The organism is Streptomyces sp. NBC_00322, assembly GCF_036147535.1.
Lineage (GTDB): Bacteria > Actinomycetota > Actinomycetes > Streptomycetales > Streptomycetaceae > Streptomyces.
In genome coordinates this window covers 1835034-1852247 of the sequence record NZ_CP108019.1, presented here as the reverse complement: position 1 = coordinate 1852247, position 17214 = coordinate 1835034, and the positions used below count along the sequence as shown (strand labels likewise).

The following is a 17214-nucleotide window of genomic DNA, read 5'->3' as shown; positions in this document are numbered from 1 at the left end:
CCAACTGCTGACGGTCGTCGAACGACCCTAAGGACCTGCGAGGGGGCGGGCTTTGTTGCGGAGCGTAGGGCAGACGCGGGTGACAGTGAGCGGCGAGGACCCCAGGGCGGCGGAGCTGCGGGCTGCCGTCTCCCGGCTCCGCCGCGAACTGGCCGGTCATCCGGGAGAGTTCCCCGACCGGGGGATCGCCGAGGACGAACTGGCGGTGCTGGCGGCGATGGTGGCGGCGGGCGATCCCGAAATCCCGCGGATGCGGCGCTCGTTGCTGCTGATCGCGGGGGCGATCGGGTCGGTGAGCGCGCTGGCGCCGGGGCTGATGGCGGTGCGGGAGGCGGTCGACCTGTTCGGCGAGGTGCCGCGCTAGGTCCTGTCCGGGAGTCTGAGGCTCAAACGCCGGACGGGCTGAATGCGGGACGGGCTCAGCCGCGGATCAGGCGGCGCGTCCTCGCCGCCGCCACCGCGGACGTCCGCGAGTCCACCCCCAACTTCGCGTAAATGTGCACCAGATGGGACTTCACGGTCGCCTGGCTCAGGAACAGCTCCTTGCTGATCTGCAGATTCGACAGACCGTCCCCCACCAGCTGCAGCACCTCAAGCTCCCGCTTCGTCAGCGCCTGTGAGGGCGTTCGCATCCGGTCCATCAGCCGGTGCGCCACGGCCGGGGCGAGCGCCGACCGGCCCGATGCCGCCGTACGGACCGCCGCGGCCAGTTCCTCCGGGGGTGCGTCCTTGAGGAGGTAGCCCGCCGCGCCCGCCTCCACCGCCGCCAGGATGTCCGCGTCCGTGTCGTACGTCGTGAGGACCAGGACCCGGGGCGCTTCCGGTAGCGCGCTGATCGCCGCTGTCGCCTCGGATCCGTGCATGCCGGGGCCGAACTGAAGGTCCATCAGCACCACGTCGACGCCGCCCGCGGCGGCCCGGCCGACGGCCAGTTCCGCGGTGGCCGCCTCCGCGACGACGGCGAAGTCGGGCTCGGTGTCGAGGACCGCCCGCAGCCCCGCCCGTACGACGGGATGGTCGTCGGCGAGCAGCAGGCGGATCGGCGCGTTCATGCGGAGACCTGTGCCGGAAGAGGCAGTGTCAGCGCGAGCGCCGTGCCCTGGCCCGGGGCCGACTCCACGCTGAGCGTTCCGCCGAGCGACCGCGCCCGCGACCGCATCGCGGGCAGTCCGAAACCGCCGTCCCCGTCCGGCACCGGCGCCGCGGTCGTGGGGTCGAAGCCCCGGCCGTCATCGACCACGTCGAGCGAGACCGAGGTGTCCATGAAGCTGAGCGTGATCTCGGCCCGCCCGGCGGCGGCATGGCGCACGGTGTTGGCGAGCGCCGACTGCGCGGTACGCAGCAGGGCGACCTCGTACGGAGTGGGCAGCTCGACGGGCGTACCGCTGATGCCGAACTGGACGGCGGGCCCGGGCGCCCCGGCGCACAGTCGCTGGAGTGCCCCGGCCAGCGAGCCGTGCTCCAGGTCGGGCGGCGTCAGGGCGCGTACGAAACGGCGTGCCTCGGCGAGGTTGTCCTGCGCGGCCTGCCGGGCCCGGCGTACATGCGCGGCGGCCGGAGCGTCCTCGGGCAGGGTCCGCTCGGCCGCGCGCAGCAGCAGCTGGATGCTGGACAGCCCCTGGGCGAGGGTGTCGTGGATCTCCCGGGCCAGCCGCTCACGTTCGGCCAGCACCCCGGCGTGGTGCTCCGCCTCGGCGAGCTCCGCCCGGGTGGAGACCAGTTCCTCGATGAGCTCGCGCCGGCTCTCGCTCTCCCGGTACAGCGCGCGATAGCCGAGCACGGTCGCGACGGCGACGGCCGCGCCGAGCAGCGGCCCGATGAACGTGCCCGGGGTGATCGTCCTGCCGTGCAGCAGGAAGCTCCCGATGGCGGCGGCCGCGGTCACGGCGACCGCGGGCAGCCCCCAGCGCACCGGCAGCAGATGCAGCAGCAGGAAGTACAGCGGGAAGGCGGCCCACAGGCCGTCGGGGGAGAGGGCGAGCAGCGCCAGCCACGCCGCGCCGAGTGCGGCCAGCCAGAGCGCGGCGGCGCGCGGCGAGCGGTTTACAGCCGGGCTCAGCACACCGGCTGCGTACACCACGGCCATCACGGCGGCGGCCGCCACGACGGCGTAGGCGTGCGGGGTGCCGTCCGCCGCGGCCCGTATCGCGGCGAGCGTGAGCAGCCCGGCCAGCAGCGCGTGCAGGCACAGGCGCAGCACGCGCAAGACGGGGGTGAGGGGGCGGGAATCCATGGTCGTCCCAGCGTAAGCGGGGTGCGGGGGCGGGAGGTCAATCAAAGGATTGATGTGAGTACGCACCGCGGCGCGATGTTCGCGAGGGCCGCGTACCCGAGGCTGGGCTCATGTTCGTCGCATGGAGAGATCTGCGGTTCGCCAAGGGCCGGTTCGCCCTGATGGGCACGGTGGTCGTGCTGATCACGCTGCTGGTGGGCCTGCTGTCGGGGCTGACCGCCGGGCTGGCCCGGGAGAACACCTCGGCCGTCACCGGCCTGCCCGCCGACCACATCGCCTTCGCCGCCCCGCCCGGCGGCCGGCCGGTGTCCTTCACCAACTCGTCCGTGAACGAGGGCCAGTGGGCGAGGTGGGCGAGGCAGCCCGGCGTCACGGGTGCCCACCCCATCGGCATCCGTACGCTGAACGCCGCCGCCGGGGACCGCAGCGCCGCCGTGTCGTCCTTCGGCGTGGAGCCCGACTCCGGGCTCGCGCCTCAGGGCCTCGCGCCGGGCCGTGTCGTCCTCTCCGGGAAGGCGGCCGAGGAGCTGGGCGTCGGCGGGGGCGACCGGGTCAGGATCGGCACCTTGGAGGAGACAGTCGCGGCGGTCGAGGGCGATGCCTCCTTCAGCCATACGCCGGTGGTGTGGACGGCGCTCGACGACTGGCAGCGGATCGGGAACTCCGGAACCACGACGCAGGAACAGGCCACTGTCATCGCACTCACGGAGTCGGGCGGCTTGGGCGGCGCGGACCTCGCGGCTGGTGACGAGGCCGCCGGTACGAAGACACTCGGCGTCGACGAGGCGCTGACCGCGATCGGCTCCTACCAGGCCGAGAACGGCTCGCTGCAACTGATGCGCGGCTTCCTCTTCGTCATCAGCGCCCTCGTCACCGGGGCCTTCTTCACCGTCTGGACGATCCAGCGCAGCGCCGACATCGCCGTACTGAAGGCGCTCGGCGCCTCGACGCCGTATCTGCTCAAGGACGCGCTGGGGCAGGCGGTGACGATGCTGGCCGCCGGAACGCTCCTCGGTACGGCTCTGGCCGCCGCGATCGGCGCGCTGATCAGCGGCGGTGACGTGCCATTCGAACTGGCGGCGCCGACCGTGCTGCTGCCCGCCGCCGTGATGAGCGTCCTCGGCGTCCTCGGCGCGGCCCTGTCCATCCGGCGGATCACCGCCGTCGATCCTCTGACCGCCCTCGGGAGCGCACGATGACCTCTGCGAACCTGCTGCTCGACGACGTGACCCTGACCTACCCCGACGGCGACGGGCGGCTCACCGCGCTGGACTCCGTCTCGCTGGAGGTCACGGCGGGCTCGCTCACCGCCGTCGTCGGCCCGTCCGGCTCCGGGAAGTCGAGCCTGCTCGCTGTCGCGGCGACCCTGGTCACCCCCGACCGGGGCAGGGTCGTCGTGGACGGTACGGACACGGCCGGCCTGGACCGGGCGGGCCGGGCCGCGCTGCGGCGCGAGCGCATCGGCATCGTCTTCCAGCAGCCCAATCTGCTGCCGTCCCTGACGGCGGCCGAGCAGCTCCAGGTGATGGCCCATGTGTCCGGGCACGGACCGCGCGAGTCACGGGCCAGAGCCCTGGAGCTCTTGGACGCGGTCGGCCTCGCCCGCGAGGCGCACCGCCGTCCGCACCAGCTCTCGGGCGGACAGCGCCAGCGCGTGAATATCGCCCGGGCCCTGATGAACGAGCCCGCCGTCCTGCTGGTCGACGAGCCGACGAGCGCCCTGGACCATGAACGGGGCGCGGCGATACTGGACTTGCTGGGCGCCCTGACACGGGAGCGGGGGACTGCGACCGTACTGGTCACCCACGACCGGGCACACCTGGAGCGGACGGACCGCACCGTCACGATGGCGGACGGGCGGCTCGCGGCGCTGCCGGTGGCGGGCTGAGCCCGGTGCCGGGTCCCGGCCGACGTCCTCAGAGAGGAGGCGTATCTGCGCCGGCGTGACGCACGCTGGCGGGCGTCTGGCGAGCCATGTCGACGCCCGGCCCAATGACGCCGCGGAGGCTGCGGACGAGAACAAGATCCTCGCCGTCTTCGACTGGCTGCAGTCGTGGTTCGAGGAGCCCGACTTCCGCGGCTGCGCCTTCGTGAACTCGTTCGGGGAGCTGGGTGCGACATCGGACGCGGTGGCGGCCGCGGCCCGCGATCATGTTGACGCGCTACGGAGCTATCTCGCGGGCCTGGTGGCCGCCGCGGGCCGTCCCGCCTCGCTGGCCGAGCCTCTCCTGCTGCTGGTGGAGGGCGCGATCACGACGGCCGCCATAACGGGTAGCAGCGCGACGGCGGGGCAGGCCAAGGAGGCCGCCCGAGTGCTGCTGGAGGCGGCCCGCTCGTAGGGCACCCAAAGCCGAACGCCCTGCTCCTGCGGCAACGAGCCGGGGGAGCAGGGCGCGGGTGGTGTCGCTTGGATCAGCCCTGCGCCGCCGTGTTCGCCAGCGCCGTCGAGAGATCCTTCGCGACCTCCTGGAGGATCGGGACGATCTTCTCGGTGGCCGCCTCGGTGACCCGGCCCGCGGGACCGGAGATCGAAACCGCCGCCGCCGTGGGGGAGTTGGGCACCGAGACCGCGAGGCAGCGGACCCCTATCTCCTGCTCGTTGTCGTCGACTGCGTAACCGGCGCGCCGCACCTGTTCGAGCGCTTCCAGGAAGCCCTCGGGTGTCGTGATTGTCTTCTCGGTGGCCGCGGGCATGCCGGTACGGGCGAGCAGCGCGCGCACCTCGTCCGGCGGGGTGTGCGCGAGCAGCGCCTTGCCCACGCCCGTGGAGTGCGGCAGCACGCGCCGGCCGACCTCGGTGAACATCCGCATGGAGTGCTTGGAGGGCACCTGCGCGACGTACACGATCTCGTCGCCGTCGAGCAGCGCCATGTTCGCCGTCTCGCCCGTCTCCTCGACCAGCCGGGCGAGATAGGGGCGGGCCCACGTGCCGAGCAGCCGGGACGCGGACTCTCCCAGGCGGATCAGCCGGGGGCCGAGTGCGTAGCGGCGGTTGGTCTGCTGGCGTACGTAACCGCAGGCCACCAGCGTGCGCATCAGCCGGTGGATGGTGGGCAGCGGCAGGCCGCTGCTGGCGGAGAGTTCGCTCAGCCCGACCTCGCCGCCCGCGTCGGCCATTCTCTCGAGCAGGTCGAAGGCGCGCTCCAGCGACTGCACGCCGCCGCTGGATGCGGGCTTGGCGGCGTCGGTGGTGCTGGCGCTGGACGTTGGCACGTCAACGGTCCTTTCGGGCAGGCGGGCAAGTGAGCAGCCTACCGGGCGTCCGGGTCGGGCACACTGGAGTCGTGAGGGCGTCCATGCCGGTCAGGGGGCGTTTGCCCACGTCTCGGCAGTCACTTCCCATGGTCCCTTGCCGACCTGCTCGGTGAATATCACCTTCTGCTTTGTGAAATTCTACTTCCACTTTGTGGAAATATCCAAGCCCTCCGGCCGGAACGAGCGGGTCTTGACGGCGAGGACCGCGGAGTGAAGACTCCTTCAACAGTTCGTTGAATTTCGCAGCGCGGTCCGCTGTACGGTCCGCTCGACCGGACGGAAGTGAGGGGCACGGGTGTCCAATGTGGACGTGAAGCTGGTACTGCGCTCGACGCGCGTGATCACCCCGGACGGCACACGGCCCGCATCGGTCGCCGTAGCCGCCGGAAAGATCGCGGCGGTGCTGCCGTACGACGCCGAGGTGCCGGCCGGCGCCCGGCTGGAGGACTTCGGGGACGACGTCCTGCTCCCCGGCCTCGTCGACACCCATGTCCATGTGAACGACCCCGGCCGCACCGAGTGGGAGGGCTTCTGGACCGCCACCCGCGCGGCCGCGGCGGGCGGCATCACCACCCTGCTGGACATGCCGCTCAACTCCCTCCCGCCCACCACCACCGTCGCCAACCTCACCACCAAGCGGGAGGTGGCGCGCAGCAAGGCGCACATCGACGTCGGCTTCTGGGGCGGCGCGATCCCGTCCAATGTGAAGGATCTGCGGCCGCTGTACGACGCCGGAGTCTTCGGCTTCAAATGCTTCCTCTCGCCGTCCGGCGTCGAGGAGTTCCCGGAGCTCGACCAGGAACAGCTCGCCAGGTCGATGGCCGAGATCGCCGGTTTCGGCGGACTGCTGATCGTGCACGCCGAGGACCCGCACCATCTGGCCGCGGCGCCGCAGGAGCCCGGACCCGCGTACGCGAACTTCCTCGCCTCCCGGCCGCGCGACGCCGAGAACACCGCGATCGAAGGGCTGATCGCACACGCCAGGCGGCTCGACGCCCGCGTACATGTGCTGCACCTGTCCTCCTCCGACGCGCTGCCTCTCATCGCGGCCGCCAAGCGCGAGGGCGTGAAGATCTCCGTCGAGTCCTGTCCGCACTTCCTCACCCTCACGGCCGAGGAAGTCCCGGACGGGGCAACGGAGTTCAAGTGCTGCCCGCCGATACGCGAGGCCGAGAACCAGGACGCCCTGTGGGAGGGCCTGGCCGACGGGATCATCGACTGCATCGTCTCCGACCACTCGCCCTGCACCACTGACCTCAAGACCCCGGACTTCGCCTCCGCCTGGGGCGGTATCTCCTCCCTGCAGCTCGGCCTCCCCGCCATCTGGACGGAGGCCCGCAAGCGCGGGCACACCCTTCAGGACGTCGTCCGCTGGATGTCCGCCGCACCCGCGCAGCTCGCGGGACTGGGACACAAGGGCGCGATCGAGGCCGGACGCGACGCCGACTTCGCGGTCCTCGCGCCCGACGAGACCTTCACCGTCGACCCGGCCGAGCTCCACCACCGCAACCAGGTGACCGCGTACGCGGGCAAGACCCTGCACGGAGTCGTCAGATCGACGTGGCTGCGCGGCGAGCGCATCGTGGAGAACGGCACCCTGGCCGAGCCGACCGGCCGGCTGCTCGAAAGGAACAACTGATCGTGTCCATCCCTTCCTTCACCGGTGACGCCAGTCCGTTCGGCGGCGGCGACCCGTACGCCGACTACCGCACGGCGGACTTCCCCTTCACGCACTACGCCGACCTCGCCGACCGGCGGCTCGGCGCGGGCGTCATCGCGGCCAACGACGAGTTCTTCGCCGAGCGCGAGAACATGCTCAAGCCCGAGGCTGCCGAGTTCGACCCCGAGCACTTCGGCCACAAGGGCAAGATCATGGACGGCTGGGAGACCCGCCGCCGCCGCGGCATCTCGGCCGAGCAGCCGCATCCCACGGACGACGACCACGACTGGGCGCTCGTACGCCTCGGAGCGCCCGGCGTCGTACGCGGCATCGTCATCGACACCGCCCACTTCCGCGGCAACTACCCGCAGGCCGTCTCGGTCGAAGCCACCGCGGTGGCCGGGTCCCCGGCGCCCGAGGAACTGCTCGCCGACGACGTGAAGTGGACGACGCTCGTGCACCGTACGGCCATCGGCGGCCACGCGGCGAACGGCTTCGCCGTCGACGTCGAGCAGCGCTTCACGCACCTGCGCGTCAACCAGCACCCCGACGGAGGCATCGCCCGCCTGCGCGTCTACGGCGAGGTCGCGCCCGACCCCGAGTGGCTCGGCGTGCTCGGCACCTTCGACCTCGTGGCTCTGGAGAACGGCGGCCAGGTCGAGGACGCCTCCGACCGCTTCTACTCCCCGGCCACCAACACCATCCAGCCCGGCCGCTCCCGCAAGATGGACGACGGCTGGGAGACCCGCCGGCGCCGGGACAAGGGCAACGACTGGATCCGCTACCAGCTGGTGGCGCAGTGCGAGATCCGCGCGGTCGAGATCGACACGGCGTATCTCAAGGGCAACAGCGCCGGCTGGGCGTCGGTTTCGCTCCGCGACGGCGAGACGGGGGAGTGGACACAGATCCTGCCGCGGACGCGGCTGCAGCCGGACACGAATCACCGGTTTGTGCTGGGCGCGGGGGCAGTGGGAACGCATGTACGGGTGGACATCTACCCGGACGGGGGGATCTCGCGGCTGCGGCTGTTCGGTTCACTGACAGCGGAGGGGGCGGCGCGGCTTGCGGCGCGCCACCAGGAACTGGGCGGCTGATCCCTGCGGGGCTCGTTCCCCTACCCGCCTTCCCTTGAGACTCCGTCCGGGGGACCTCCAACCTCCCCGTAGGCGACCTTCGGCCGCATGTCCTCAAACGCCGGACGGGCTGAAGTTTCCGCCGGCGTTTGAGGCGCGGGGGTCCTGGGCCAGCGCCCCGCCACGCGGCGGAGCCGCAAAATGTCACAGCGGGAAGGGGCGGGGTGGGGAACAGGCCCGCCGCAGGCGCTACGCCGCCGACGTAAGGAAAGCGGCCCTGCCTCCTCCGTGCCGACGCCAAACGGACGTTGAATCACCGTGTGACCCTTCAGCAAGAGATCGTCGGCAACGCCATGCAGATGGCGGTCGTCTCCCTCCAGCCGGGCCAGACCGTCTACTGCGAGGCCGGAAAGTTCCTGTTCAAGACGTCCAACGTGACGATGGAGACCCGGCTGTCCGGCCCCGGCGGGGGCGGGGGCGGCGCAGGCGGCCAGTCCGCCGGCGGCTCCGGCTCCGGCGGCATGGGCGGAATGCTGCGCCAGGCCATGGGCACCGCCATGCAGGCCGGCCAGCGCGCCCTCGCCGGTGAATCCCTCGCCTTCCAGTACTTCACCTCCACCGGCGGCGAAGGCACCGTGGGCTTCGCGGGCGTACTGCCCGGCGAGATGCGCGCCCTCGAACTCGACGGCACGCGCGCGTGGATGGCCGAGAAGGACGCCTTCGTCGCCGCCGAGTCCACTGTCGAGTTCGGCATCGCCTTCCAGGGCGGCAAGACAGGCCGCAGCGGAGGTGAGGGCTTCATCCTGGAGAAGTTCACCGGCCGCGGCACGGTCATCATCTGCGGCGCGGGCAATTTCATCGACCTCGATCCAGCCGACTTCGGCGGCCGTATCGAGGTCGACACCGGCTGCATCGTCGCCTTCGAGGAGGGCATCCGCTACGGCGTCCAGCGCATCGGTGGCCTCAACCGCCAGGGTCTGATGAACGCCGTCTTCGGCGGCGAGGGCCTCTCCCTGGCCACCCTGGAGGGCAATGGGCGGGTGATCCTCCAGTCGCTGACCATCGAGGGTCTCGCCAACGCCCTCAGGAAGGCCCAGGGCGGCGACAAGCAGGGACCGACCGGCGGGCTGTTCTCCACGGACGCCGGCTAGTACGTGCCGAGGCGCGCCGGGCCGACCGATGATTTCCTGGTACGAGGGGGGTCTCAGCTGATGACCGGAACGCCGCAATCCCGAGCACCCCGAAAGAGGAACCTGTCATGGCTCAGCTCTCGATCACCAGTTTTGTCACCCTCGACGGTGTGATGCAGGCCCCCGGAGGGCCTGAAGAGGACACCAGTGGCGGCTTCGCGCTGGGCGGCTGGTCCGTGCCGTACGGGGACGAGGACTTCGGCCGGTTCATCAATGAGGTCTTCGACAAGGCGGGTGCCTTCCTGCTCGGCCGCCGTACGTACGAGATCTTCGCGGGATACTGGCCCAAGGTGACCGACCCCGCCAATCCGATCGCCTCGAAGCTCAACTCCCTTCCGAAGTACGTCGCTTCGACCAAACTGGAGAAGGCCGAGTGGGAAAACAGCACCATCATCGACGGCGATCTCGTCAAGGAGGTCAACGCGCTCAAGGAGCGCACGGACGGCGAGCTCCAGGTCCACGGCAGCGGGGCCCTGGCCCACTTCCTGATGGCGCACGATCTGATCGACAAGCTCCATCTGCTCACCTTCCCCGTCGTCCTGGGCACGGGCCGCAAGCTGTTCGCCAGCGGCGCCGTCCCGACCGCCTTCCGGCACACCGCGTCCCGGGTCACGGGCGCGGGCGTGGCCATCCACACGTACGAGCTGGCGGGCCGCCCCGAGTACGGAAGCTACTAGGCAGCCCAGTAAGCGTGTAGCGGTCACGCACCAGCGCCGGGGTACGGTGATCGCTCCGTCTCGTGATGAGGCCGAACACCTGGCCGCGGCCCGTCTGTTGGGCGCGGCCCTGGTCCCGGCGGGCACGGCGTGGGGCCGCCGACCAGCGGGCACCGGGGCTTGCTAGGTTCGTGCGCCATGCGATCACTGACGTACGACATAGAGTTCCGCGCGCGTGCCAAGCGCACCCGGGCGTGGGGTCTCGGTCTGCTGTCGCTTGCCGCGCTGCTGTGGGTGTGGTTCGGCGTTCTGCTGCTCATGCCGTACGACGCGGGGTACCAGACCGACTGCGAGGCGCGGCTGTTCACCGACCGCTCCACGGCCAACGAAGGGGCGGGCGAGAACAGGTGCACCGCCGAACGGGACTGGCCCGAACTCCTCGGCGTCCTCGGCCTCTCCGCGCCCGTCTCCGTCGTCGGTGCCGTGCTCTTCACGAGCGGCAGCCTCAGCAACCGCATGGCCGAACACCTCGCCGAGGTAACCCGGCTGACCGAGGCCGCCGACCGGACATGAGCCCGCCGCCTAGGCCTTCCTGTACTGGTCCGCGATCATCAGCACCGCGAAGCCGACCACGCCGATCACCACGTTCGCGTATATCTCCCGGCCGTGCAGGAAGCCGACGTTGTCCGTGACGAAGCGCGTGAAGCCCATGAAAGGGAACCAGCCGGTCAGCTCGCGCAACACCCCGCAGGCACCCGCGACCAGCAGCACCATCCCGATGCCTTCGAGAATCTTCTTCATGCGCCGATCGTGGTCCGGGACGCGGGGCCGTCGCGTCGGCCCTCGGGATGCGGCGCGGATCCGAAAGTCTGAGCCTGAGCGACTTTGGTAGCTTCCCGCCGACAGGAGCCCACATCCCCGCTCCCGCCTGCGTAGCTTTGCCGATATGACGCGCACGGAATACCCCTGGCTGCTGCCCTCGGCCATGTCGCAGGAGGCGGACCTGCCCGGCGCCCGGGCCGGGTCCAGGCCGCGCCGTACCGTACGCGACTGGGTCGTCGACACCTTCGCCTTCATCATCGCCGCGCTCATCGGCATCCTGGCCTCCGAGGCGAGCCGGCAGGCAGACAACTCCGAACTGGTCGTCTTCGCCGACCAGATGGTGGGCGTGCTCGCCTGCTGCGCACTGTGGGCCAGACGCCGCGCGCCGCTCGGGCTCGCGCTCACCCTGCTCGTCGTGAGCGTGGTGTCTCCGGTCCCGGCAGGGGCACTGCTGGTGAGCCTGTTCAGCCTCGCCGTGCACCGCCCCTTCAAGCCCGTCGCCATCGTCGGGGCCCTGGCCGTCGCGGGTTCGGCAGCCGCGGCGCTCGTACGCCCCGATCCGGGCATGTCGTTCCTGGCCTCGCTCCTCACCGGCGTGATCCTGATCCTTCTGGTGATCGGCTGGGGCATGCTCGTACGCGCCCAGCGCCAGCTCGTCGTCGCCCTGCGCGAGCGCGCCCGGCGGGCCGAGAGCGAGGCCGAGCTGCGCGCCGAGCACGCCCAGCGGCTCGCCCGCGAGGCCATCGCCCGCGAGATGCACGATGTGCTCGCCCACCGGCTGACCCTGCTGAGCGTGCACGCGGGCGGACTCGAATTCCGGCCGGACGCGCCCCCGGCCGAGGTCGCCCGGGCCGCCGGAGTGATCCGCGACAGCGCCCACGAGGCTCTGCAGGATCTGCGCGAGATCATCGGGGTACTGCGGGCCCCCGGCGAGGGCGAAGGCGCCGACCGGCCGCAGCCCACGCTCGCCACCCTCGACGCCCTGGTCGCCGAGTCCCGGCAGGCGGGCATGAAGGTCACCCTCGACAACCGCATCACCGACCCCGCCGTCGTCCCCGCCGCCACCGGCCGCACCGTCTACCGCATCGCCCAGGAGTGCCTGACCAACGCCCGCAAACACGCACCGGGCGCCGAGGTCACCGTCGTTGTGAGCGGCCGACCGGGCCACGGCCTCACCGTGGACGTCGCCAATCCCGCCCCGATCGGCGAGGTCGAGAAGGTCCCCGGCTCCGGTCAGGGTCTGATCGGTCTGACCGAACGCGCCACGCTCGCGGGCGGCAGGCTCGAACACGGAGCGAGCGACGACGGCGGTTTCCGCGTCCGGGCCTGGCTACCGTGAGCCGCATGACTATCCGGTTGCTCGTCGTCGATGACGACCCTCTCGTCCGCGCGGGACTCGCCTTCATGTTCGGCGGAGCCGACGACCTCGAGATCGTGGGGGAGGGGGCCGACGGCTCGGAGGCCGTGGCACTCGTCGACCGGCTCGCGCCCGATGTGGTGCTGATGGACATCCGGATGCCGGGGATGGACGGCCTCACCGCCACCGAGGGACTGCGCCGCCGCCCAGACGCCCCCGAAGTCGTCGTCCTCACCACCTTCCACGCGGACGAACAGGTGCTGCGGGCGCTGCGCGCGGGAGCCGCCGGATTCGTCCTGAAGGACACCGCGCCCGCCGAGATCGTCGCCGCGGTACGGCGGGTGGCGGCGGGCGATCCGGTGCTCTCCCCGGCCGTCACCCGCCAGTTGATGACACAGGTCGCCGACCGCGACCCCGGCACCCGCAGGAAGTCCGCCGCCGAGCGGATCGCCTCGCTCGCCGACCGCGAACGGGAGGTGGCCGTCGCCGTCGGCCGCGGCCGGTCCAACGCCGAGATCGCCGCGACCCTCTATATGAGCGTGCCGACCGTCAAGACGCATGTCTCGCGCATTCTGGCCAAGCTGGACCTGAACAACCGTGTCCAGATCGCGCTGTTGGCGCACGACGCGGGCCTGCTCGACGAGGACGAGCCGTCGTAGCGGACGTACGCTGGCGCGATGACAATCGTTGATCTGGGGGAGTACGGAGCGGAGTTCACCGCGAATCCATATCCGTACTACGCGCGGCTGCGCGAGTCGGGCCCCGTCCACGAGGTGCGCATGGCGGGCGGCGAGCTGTTCTGGCTGATCGTGGGTCACGAGGAGGCGCGGGCCGCGCTCGCCGACCCGCGCCTGTCCAAGTCGCCCGCCACGGTCGGCGCGATGATGCTCGACGAGGAGGTCATCGGACCGAATCTGCTGGTCCTGGACCCGCCCGACCACAGCAGGCTCCGCAAACTCGTGACACGCGAATTCACCGGGAGGCGGGTGGAGAGCCTGCGCCCGCGCATCCAGCAGATCACCGACGAGCTGCTGGACGCGATGCTGCCGGCCGGGCACGGCGATCTGGTGGACGCGCTGGCCTTCCCGCTGCCGATCATCGTCATCTGCGAGCTGCTCGGCATCCCGGCCGCCGACCGCGACGCGTTCCGCAAGTGGTCCAACGAGGTCGTGGCCCCGACCGGAGCGAATGCCGAGGCGGACGCCATCCACGGCCTGGCCGCGTACCTCGACGAACTCATCGAGGACAAGCGCTGCGCCGGGCCCGCCGACGATCTGCTTTCAGCCCTCATACGGACCCGGGCCGAGGACGACGACCGGCTCTCGGCGGCCGAACTGCGGGCGCTCGCCTATCTGTTGCTGATCGCCGGCCATGAGACGACGGTCAACCTCATCTCCAACGGCGTACGGGCCCTGCTCACCCACCCCGACCAACTGGCCGCCCTGCGCGCTGACTTCGGGCTCCTGGACGGTGCGGTCGAGGAGATGCTTCGCTACGACGGCCCTGTGGAGAACGGCACAACCCGCTTCGCCGCCGAGCCGGTCCCGGTCGGGGACCGGGTGATCCCGGCCGGCGCGACGGTGCTGGTCGGCCTCGCCGCGGGCGACCGCGACCCGACCCGCTATCCGGCCCCGGACACCTTCGACATCCGGCGGGACACCCGGGGCCATCTCGCCTTCGGGCATGGCATCCACTTCTGCCTCGGGGCGCCGCTGGCCCGTATGGAGGCCCGCATCGCGATCCGCACCCTGCTGGAACGCTGCCCGGACTTGGCGCTGGACCCCTCCGGCGGCCCGCTCGACTGGCTGCCGGGTCTGCTGATGCGCGGCGTGCGGCGGCTTCCGGTGAGCTGGTAGCCGGGGCCGGGCCCCGGCTCGGGCCCGGCCCCACCGCCGCGCTCTGTCCGCCGGGACGCCGCGCTCAGTCCGCAGGGATCTCCTCCAGCCGGACCGGCCGGTGCTCGCGGCGGGACAGCTCGCACGCCTCCGCGATCCGCAGCGCCGTCAGCGCCTCGCGGCCGTCGCAAGGGTTCTCGGCCTCGCCCTGGACCATCCGGACGAAGGTGTCCAGCTCCGCCTCGTACGCGGGGGCGAACCGCTCCAGGAAGCCGGGCCACGGCTTGGTCGCGGGCGGCGGGCCCTTCGGCTCGGTCGAGGTGATCGGCGTACGGTCGTCCAGGCCCACCGCGACCTGGTCGAGCTCACCGGCGAGTTCCATGCGTACGTCGTAGCCCGCGCCGTTGCACCGGGTGGCCGTCGCCGTGGCCAGCGTCCCGTCGTCCAGGGTCAGCACCGCGGCCGCCGTGTCGACATCGCCCGCGTCGCGGAACATCGCAGGGCCCCCGTCCGAGCCGGTGGCGTACACCTCGACGACCTCCCGGCCGGTCACCCAGCGCAGGATGTCGAAGTCATGGACCAGGCAGTCCCGGTACAGGCCACCGGAGAGCGGCAGATACGCGGCGGGCGGCGGCGCCGGGTCGGAGGTGATGGCCCGTACGGTGTGCAGCCGGCCGAGCCGTCCCGAGCGCACCAGCTCGCGGGCCGTGGTGTACCCCGCGTCGAAGCGGCGCATGAAGCCCAGCTGGAGCTGGGTGCCCGCGGTCTCGACCTCGCGCAGGGCGCCGAGCGTGCCCGGCAGATCCAGGGCGATGGGCTTCTCGCAGAAGGTGGGCAGCCCGGCGCGGGCGGCCCGGGCGATGAGGTCGGCGTGGGCGGCGGTGGCGGAGGCGATCACGACGGCGTCAACGCCCCACTTGAAGATCTCGTTGGCGCTGGGCGCGGCGGTGGACCCGGTGCGCTCGGCGACCTCGGCCGCCCGCGCCGCGTCGGTATCCGCCACGACCAGTGAACCCACCTCCCGGTGGCGGCTGAGCACGCCCGCGTGGAAAGTGCCGATACGTCCCGTTCCGATCAATCCGATGCGCATGGCCCAAAGGTGGCGGCGGGCCGGTCGCCATGTCAAGACTTTGTCCTGACAACCGAACTTCACGACTTCCCGTCAACATTCCGTGCGACTACGCTCACCCCGTGCCCAAGCAGCCCAGACACGTGACGGACCCGTCCCTGTCGCTCCAGCTGAGCGTGGACCGCACCAGTCCGGTCCCGCTCTACTTCCAGCTGTCACAGCAGCTGGAATCCGCCATCGAGAGAGGGACCCTCACCCCCGGCAGCCTGCTCGGCAACGAGATAGAGCTGGCCAACCGGCTCGGCCTGTCCCGCCCGACCGTCCGCCAGGCCATCCAGTCCCTCGTCGACAAGGGCCTGCTGGTGCGCCGCCGGGGCGTCGGCACCCAGGTGGTGCACAGCCAGGTCAAGCGCCCGCTGGAGCTCAGCAGCCTCTACGACGACCTGGAGGCGGCCGGCCAGCGCCCGGCCACCATCGTGCTGCGCAATGCCGTCGAACCGGCGAGTGCCGAGGTCGCGGCCGCCCTCGGGGTGGCGGAGGGCAGCGACGTGCAGCTGATCGAGCGGCTGCGGTATGCCCACGGCGAGCCCATGGCCAGGCTGCGCAACCACCTGCCCGCGGGCCTCTTCGACTGCGACACCGAGCGGCTCGAGGCAACCGGCCTGTACCGGATGATGCGATCCGCGGGGATCACCCTGCACAGCGCCCGGCAGTCGGTCGGGGCGCGGGCCGCCACCGAGCTCGAGGCCGAGCTGCTCACCGAGGCGACCGGGGCCCCGGTGCTGACGATGGAGCGCACCACTTTCGACGACACCGGCCGCGCTGTCGAGTTCGGCTCGCACATCTACCGGGCCTCGCGCTACGCCTTCGAGTTCCAGCTCCTCGTCCGTCCCTGACGGCCCCGAGAAGGCTCGGGGCAGGTCACGTAAGAATGTCATTCGCGTAAGAATGTTCGGACAAAGTCTTGACGGGGTCGCGTGGCCGCCGTAAAAACTCACCCAGCCGCAATCGGGCGGCCGGGAGAGAAGGCGGACCCACCATGCGTACCACCCGCACGGCAGCAGCCCTGCTCGCCGCAAGTGCCCTGGTCGTCGTCGCCGGATGCAGCAGTTCCGGTGGCAAGGAGGCCAAGGACAGCCCCTCCAAGGAAGGCGGAGGAGGAGTTCCCGCCGCCACCGGACGTCTGAAGATCGCGATGGTGACGCACTCCGGCGAGGGCGACACCTTCTGGGACATCGTCCAGAGCGGCGCCAAGGTCGCCGCCCGCAAGGACAACGTCGAATTCCTCTACTCGGCCAACAAGGAGGGCAAGGAGCAGGCCCAGCTCGTGCAGGCCGCCATCGACCAGAAGGTCGACGGCATCATCGTGACCCTCGCCAAGCCGGAAGCAGTCCAGGACGTCGTCAAGAAGGCCGTCGCGGCAGGCATACCCGTCGTCACGATCAACTCCGGCGCCGAGTTCTCCAAGTCGCTCGGCGCGCTCAGCCACATCGGCCAGGACGAGTCCGTCGCCGGCGAGGCCATCGGCGAGGAACTCAACAAGCGCGGCAAGAAGAAGGCCGTCTGCGTCATCCACGAGCAGGGCAACGTCTCGCTCGAAGCGCGCTGTGCCGGAGTGAAGAAGACTTTCAAGGGCACGGTCGAGAACCTCAACGTCGACGGCACCAACACACCCGCGACCACCTCGTCCATCGAGGCCAAACTCCAGGCGGGCAAGGACATCGACTCCGTCGTCGCCCTCGGCGCCCCCATCGCGGCCGCCGCGGTCAAGGCCAAGGACGGCGCGGGCTCCAGCGCCGAGGTCAACACCTTCGACCTCAACGCCGAAGTGGTCAAGCAGCTCAAGGCCAAGCAGATCGGCTTCGCCGTGGACCAGCAGCCCTACCTCCAGGGCTACCTCGCCATCGACGAGCTGTGGCTCAACAAGGTCAACGGCAATGTGATCGGCGGCGGCAAGCCGATCCTCACCGGTCCCGCGCTGGTCACCGAGAAGGATGTGCCCGCGCTGGAGAAGCTCACCGCCGACGGAACCCGATGACGTACGCGGTACACCCGGTGCCAACC

19 protein-coding genes are annotated in these 17214 nt (G+C 71.1%); 14 read left to right on the top strand and 5 right to left on the bottom strand.

The window, feature by feature from the left end:
- Positions 1–52 precede the first annotated feature (52 nt).
- Positions 53–364 (top strand): DUF5955 family protein, encoded by a 312-nt coding sequence (locus OG905_RS08415; protein WP_328667098.1) that lies wholly within the window; start codon positions 53–55, stop codon positions 362–364.
- A gap of 55 nt (positions 365–419) precedes the next feature.
- Here the strand turns inward: OG905_RS08415 and OG905_RS08410 are convergent, their stop codons facing one another.
- Complete coding sequence (locus OG905_RS08410) at positions 420–1052, bottom strand: response regulator transcription factor (RefSeq protein WP_328667097.1); 633 nt, start codon at positions 1050–1052, stop codon at positions 420–422.
- On the bottom strand, positions 1049–2233 hold the full coding sequence (locus OG905_RS08405) for a sensor histidine kinase (RefSeq protein ID WP_328667094.1): 1185 nt from the start codon (positions 2231–2233) through the stop codon (positions 1049–1051). The genes OG905_RS08410 and OG905_RS08405 overlap by 4 nt, the downstream gene beginning before the upstream one ends.
- A gap of 110 nt (positions 2234–2343) precedes the next feature.
- On the opposite strand from OG905_RS08405, the gene OG905_RS08400 reads away from it, so the two are divergent.
- The 3 genes from OG905_RS08400 to OG905_RS08390 are packed head-to-tail and all read left to right on the top strand — an operon-like array spanning position 2344 to position 4572.
- Positions 2344–3432 carry an ABC transporter permease gene (locus OG905_RS08400; RefSeq protein ID WP_328667092.1) on the top strand — a complete coding sequence of 363 codons (1089 nt, stop codon included), beginning with the start codon at positions 2344–2346 and terminating at the stop codon, positions 3430–3432.
- A complete protein-coding gene (locus OG905_RS08395; protein ID WP_328667090.1) occupies positions 3429–4121 on the top strand; it encodes an ABC transporter ATP-binding protein in 693 nt (230 codons plus the stop codon). Before OG905_RS08400 ends, OG905_RS08395 begins: the two co-directional genes overlap by 4 nt.
- Positions 4122–4176: 55 nt before the next feature.
- Positions 4177–4572, top strand: a complete 396-nt coding sequence (locus tag OG905_RS08390) for a TetR family transcriptional regulator C-terminal domain-containing protein (protein WP_328667089.1) — start codon at positions 4177–4179, stop codon at positions 4570–4572.
- Between the two features lie 73 nt (positions 4573–4645).
- On the opposite strand, the gene OG905_RS08385 is transcribed toward OG905_RS08390, so the two are convergent.
- Positions 4646–5446, bottom strand: coding sequence for an IclR family transcriptional regulator (locus OG905_RS08385; RefSeq protein WP_328667086.1), 801 nt, complete (start codon positions 5444–5446; stop codon positions 4646–4648).
- A gap of 337 nt (positions 5447–5783) precedes the next feature.
- Here OG905_RS08385 and allB point away from each other — a divergent pair, with 337 nt between their 5' ends.
- The 5 genes from allB to OG905_RS08360 all read left to right on the top strand — a co-directional run bounded on the left by allB (position 5784) and on the right by OG905_RS08360 (position 10640).
- On the top strand, positions 5784–7127 hold the full coding sequence (gene allB / locus OG905_RS08380) for an allantoinase AllB (protein WP_328667085.1): 1344 nt from the start codon (positions 5784–5786) through the stop codon (positions 7125–7127).
- On the top strand, positions 7127–8242 hold the full coding sequence (gene alc / locus OG905_RS08375) for an allantoicase (protein WP_328682113.1): 1116 nt from the start codon (positions 7127–7129) through the stop codon (positions 8240–8242). The genes allB and alc overlap by 1 nt, the downstream gene beginning before the upstream one ends.
- Positions 8243–8541: 299 nt before the next feature.
- Positions 8542–9372, top strand: coding sequence for an AIM24 family protein (locus OG905_RS08370; protein ID WP_328667083.1), 831 nt, complete (start codon positions 8542–8544; stop codon positions 9370–9372).
- Between the two features lie 107 nt (positions 9373–9479).
- Positions 9480–10088 (top strand): dihydrofolate reductase family protein, encoded by a 609-nt coding sequence (locus OG905_RS08365; protein ID WP_328667081.1) that lies wholly within the window; start codon positions 9480–9482, stop codon positions 10086–10088.
- Positions 10089–10265: 177 nt separating this feature from the next.
- Entirely contained in the window at positions 10266–10640 is a 375-nt protein-coding gene (locus OG905_RS08360) for a hypothetical protein (protein WP_328667079.1), read from the top strand.
- Positions 10641–10649: 9 nt separating this feature from the next.
- Here OG905_RS08360 and OG905_RS08355 read toward each other — a convergent pair whose 3' ends face one another.
- Positions 10650–10868, bottom strand: coding sequence for a hypothetical protein (locus tag OG905_RS08355; RefSeq protein WP_328667077.1), 219 nt, complete (start codon positions 10866–10868; stop codon positions 10650–10652).
- 145 nt (positions 10869–11013) lie between these two features.
- Between OG905_RS08355 and OG905_RS08350 the strand changes: the two genes are divergently transcribed.
- From OG905_RS08350 to OG905_RS08340, 3 genes are read left to right on the top strand one after another with little or no spacing between them, the layout of a single operon-like run.
- On the top strand, positions 11014–12228 hold the full coding sequence (locus OG905_RS08350; RefSeq protein WP_328667075.1) for a sensor histidine kinase: 1215 nt from the start codon (positions 11014–11016) through the stop codon (positions 12226–12228).
- Between the two features lie 5 nt (positions 12229–12233).
- Positions 12234–12905: a response regulator transcription factor gene (locus tag OG905_RS08345; protein ID WP_328667073.1), complete on the top strand. Its 672-nt coding sequence runs from the start codon at positions 12234–12236 to the stop codon at positions 12903–12905.
- Positions 12906–12923: 18 nt separating this feature from the next.
- A complete protein-coding gene (locus OG905_RS08340) occupies positions 12924–14102 on the top strand; it encodes a cytochrome P450 family protein (RefSeq protein ID WP_328667071.1) in 1179 nt (392 codons plus the stop codon).
- A gap of 64 nt (positions 14103–14166) precedes the next feature.
- On the opposite strand, the gene OG905_RS08335 is transcribed toward OG905_RS08340, so the two are convergent.
- Positions 14167–15171 carry a Gfo/Idh/MocA family protein gene (locus tag OG905_RS08335; RefSeq protein WP_328667070.1) on the bottom strand — a complete coding sequence of 335 codons (1005 nt, stop codon included), beginning with the start codon at positions 15169–15171 and terminating at the stop codon, positions 14167–14169.
- Positions 15172–15326: 155 nt separating this feature from the next.
- Here OG905_RS08335 and OG905_RS08330 point away from each other — a divergent pair, with 155 nt between their 5' ends.
- Positions 15327–16046: a GntR family transcriptional regulator gene (locus OG905_RS08330; RefSeq protein WP_328682111.1), complete on the top strand. Its 720-nt coding sequence runs from the start codon at positions 15327–15329 to the stop codon at positions 16044–16046.
- 143 nt (positions 16047–16189) lie between these two features.
- Positions 16190–17188: a substrate-binding domain-containing protein gene (locus OG905_RS08325; RefSeq protein WP_328667068.1), complete on the top strand. Its 999-nt coding sequence runs from the start codon at positions 16190–16192 to the stop codon at positions 17186–17188.
- Positions 17189–17214: the final 26 nt, after the last annotated feature.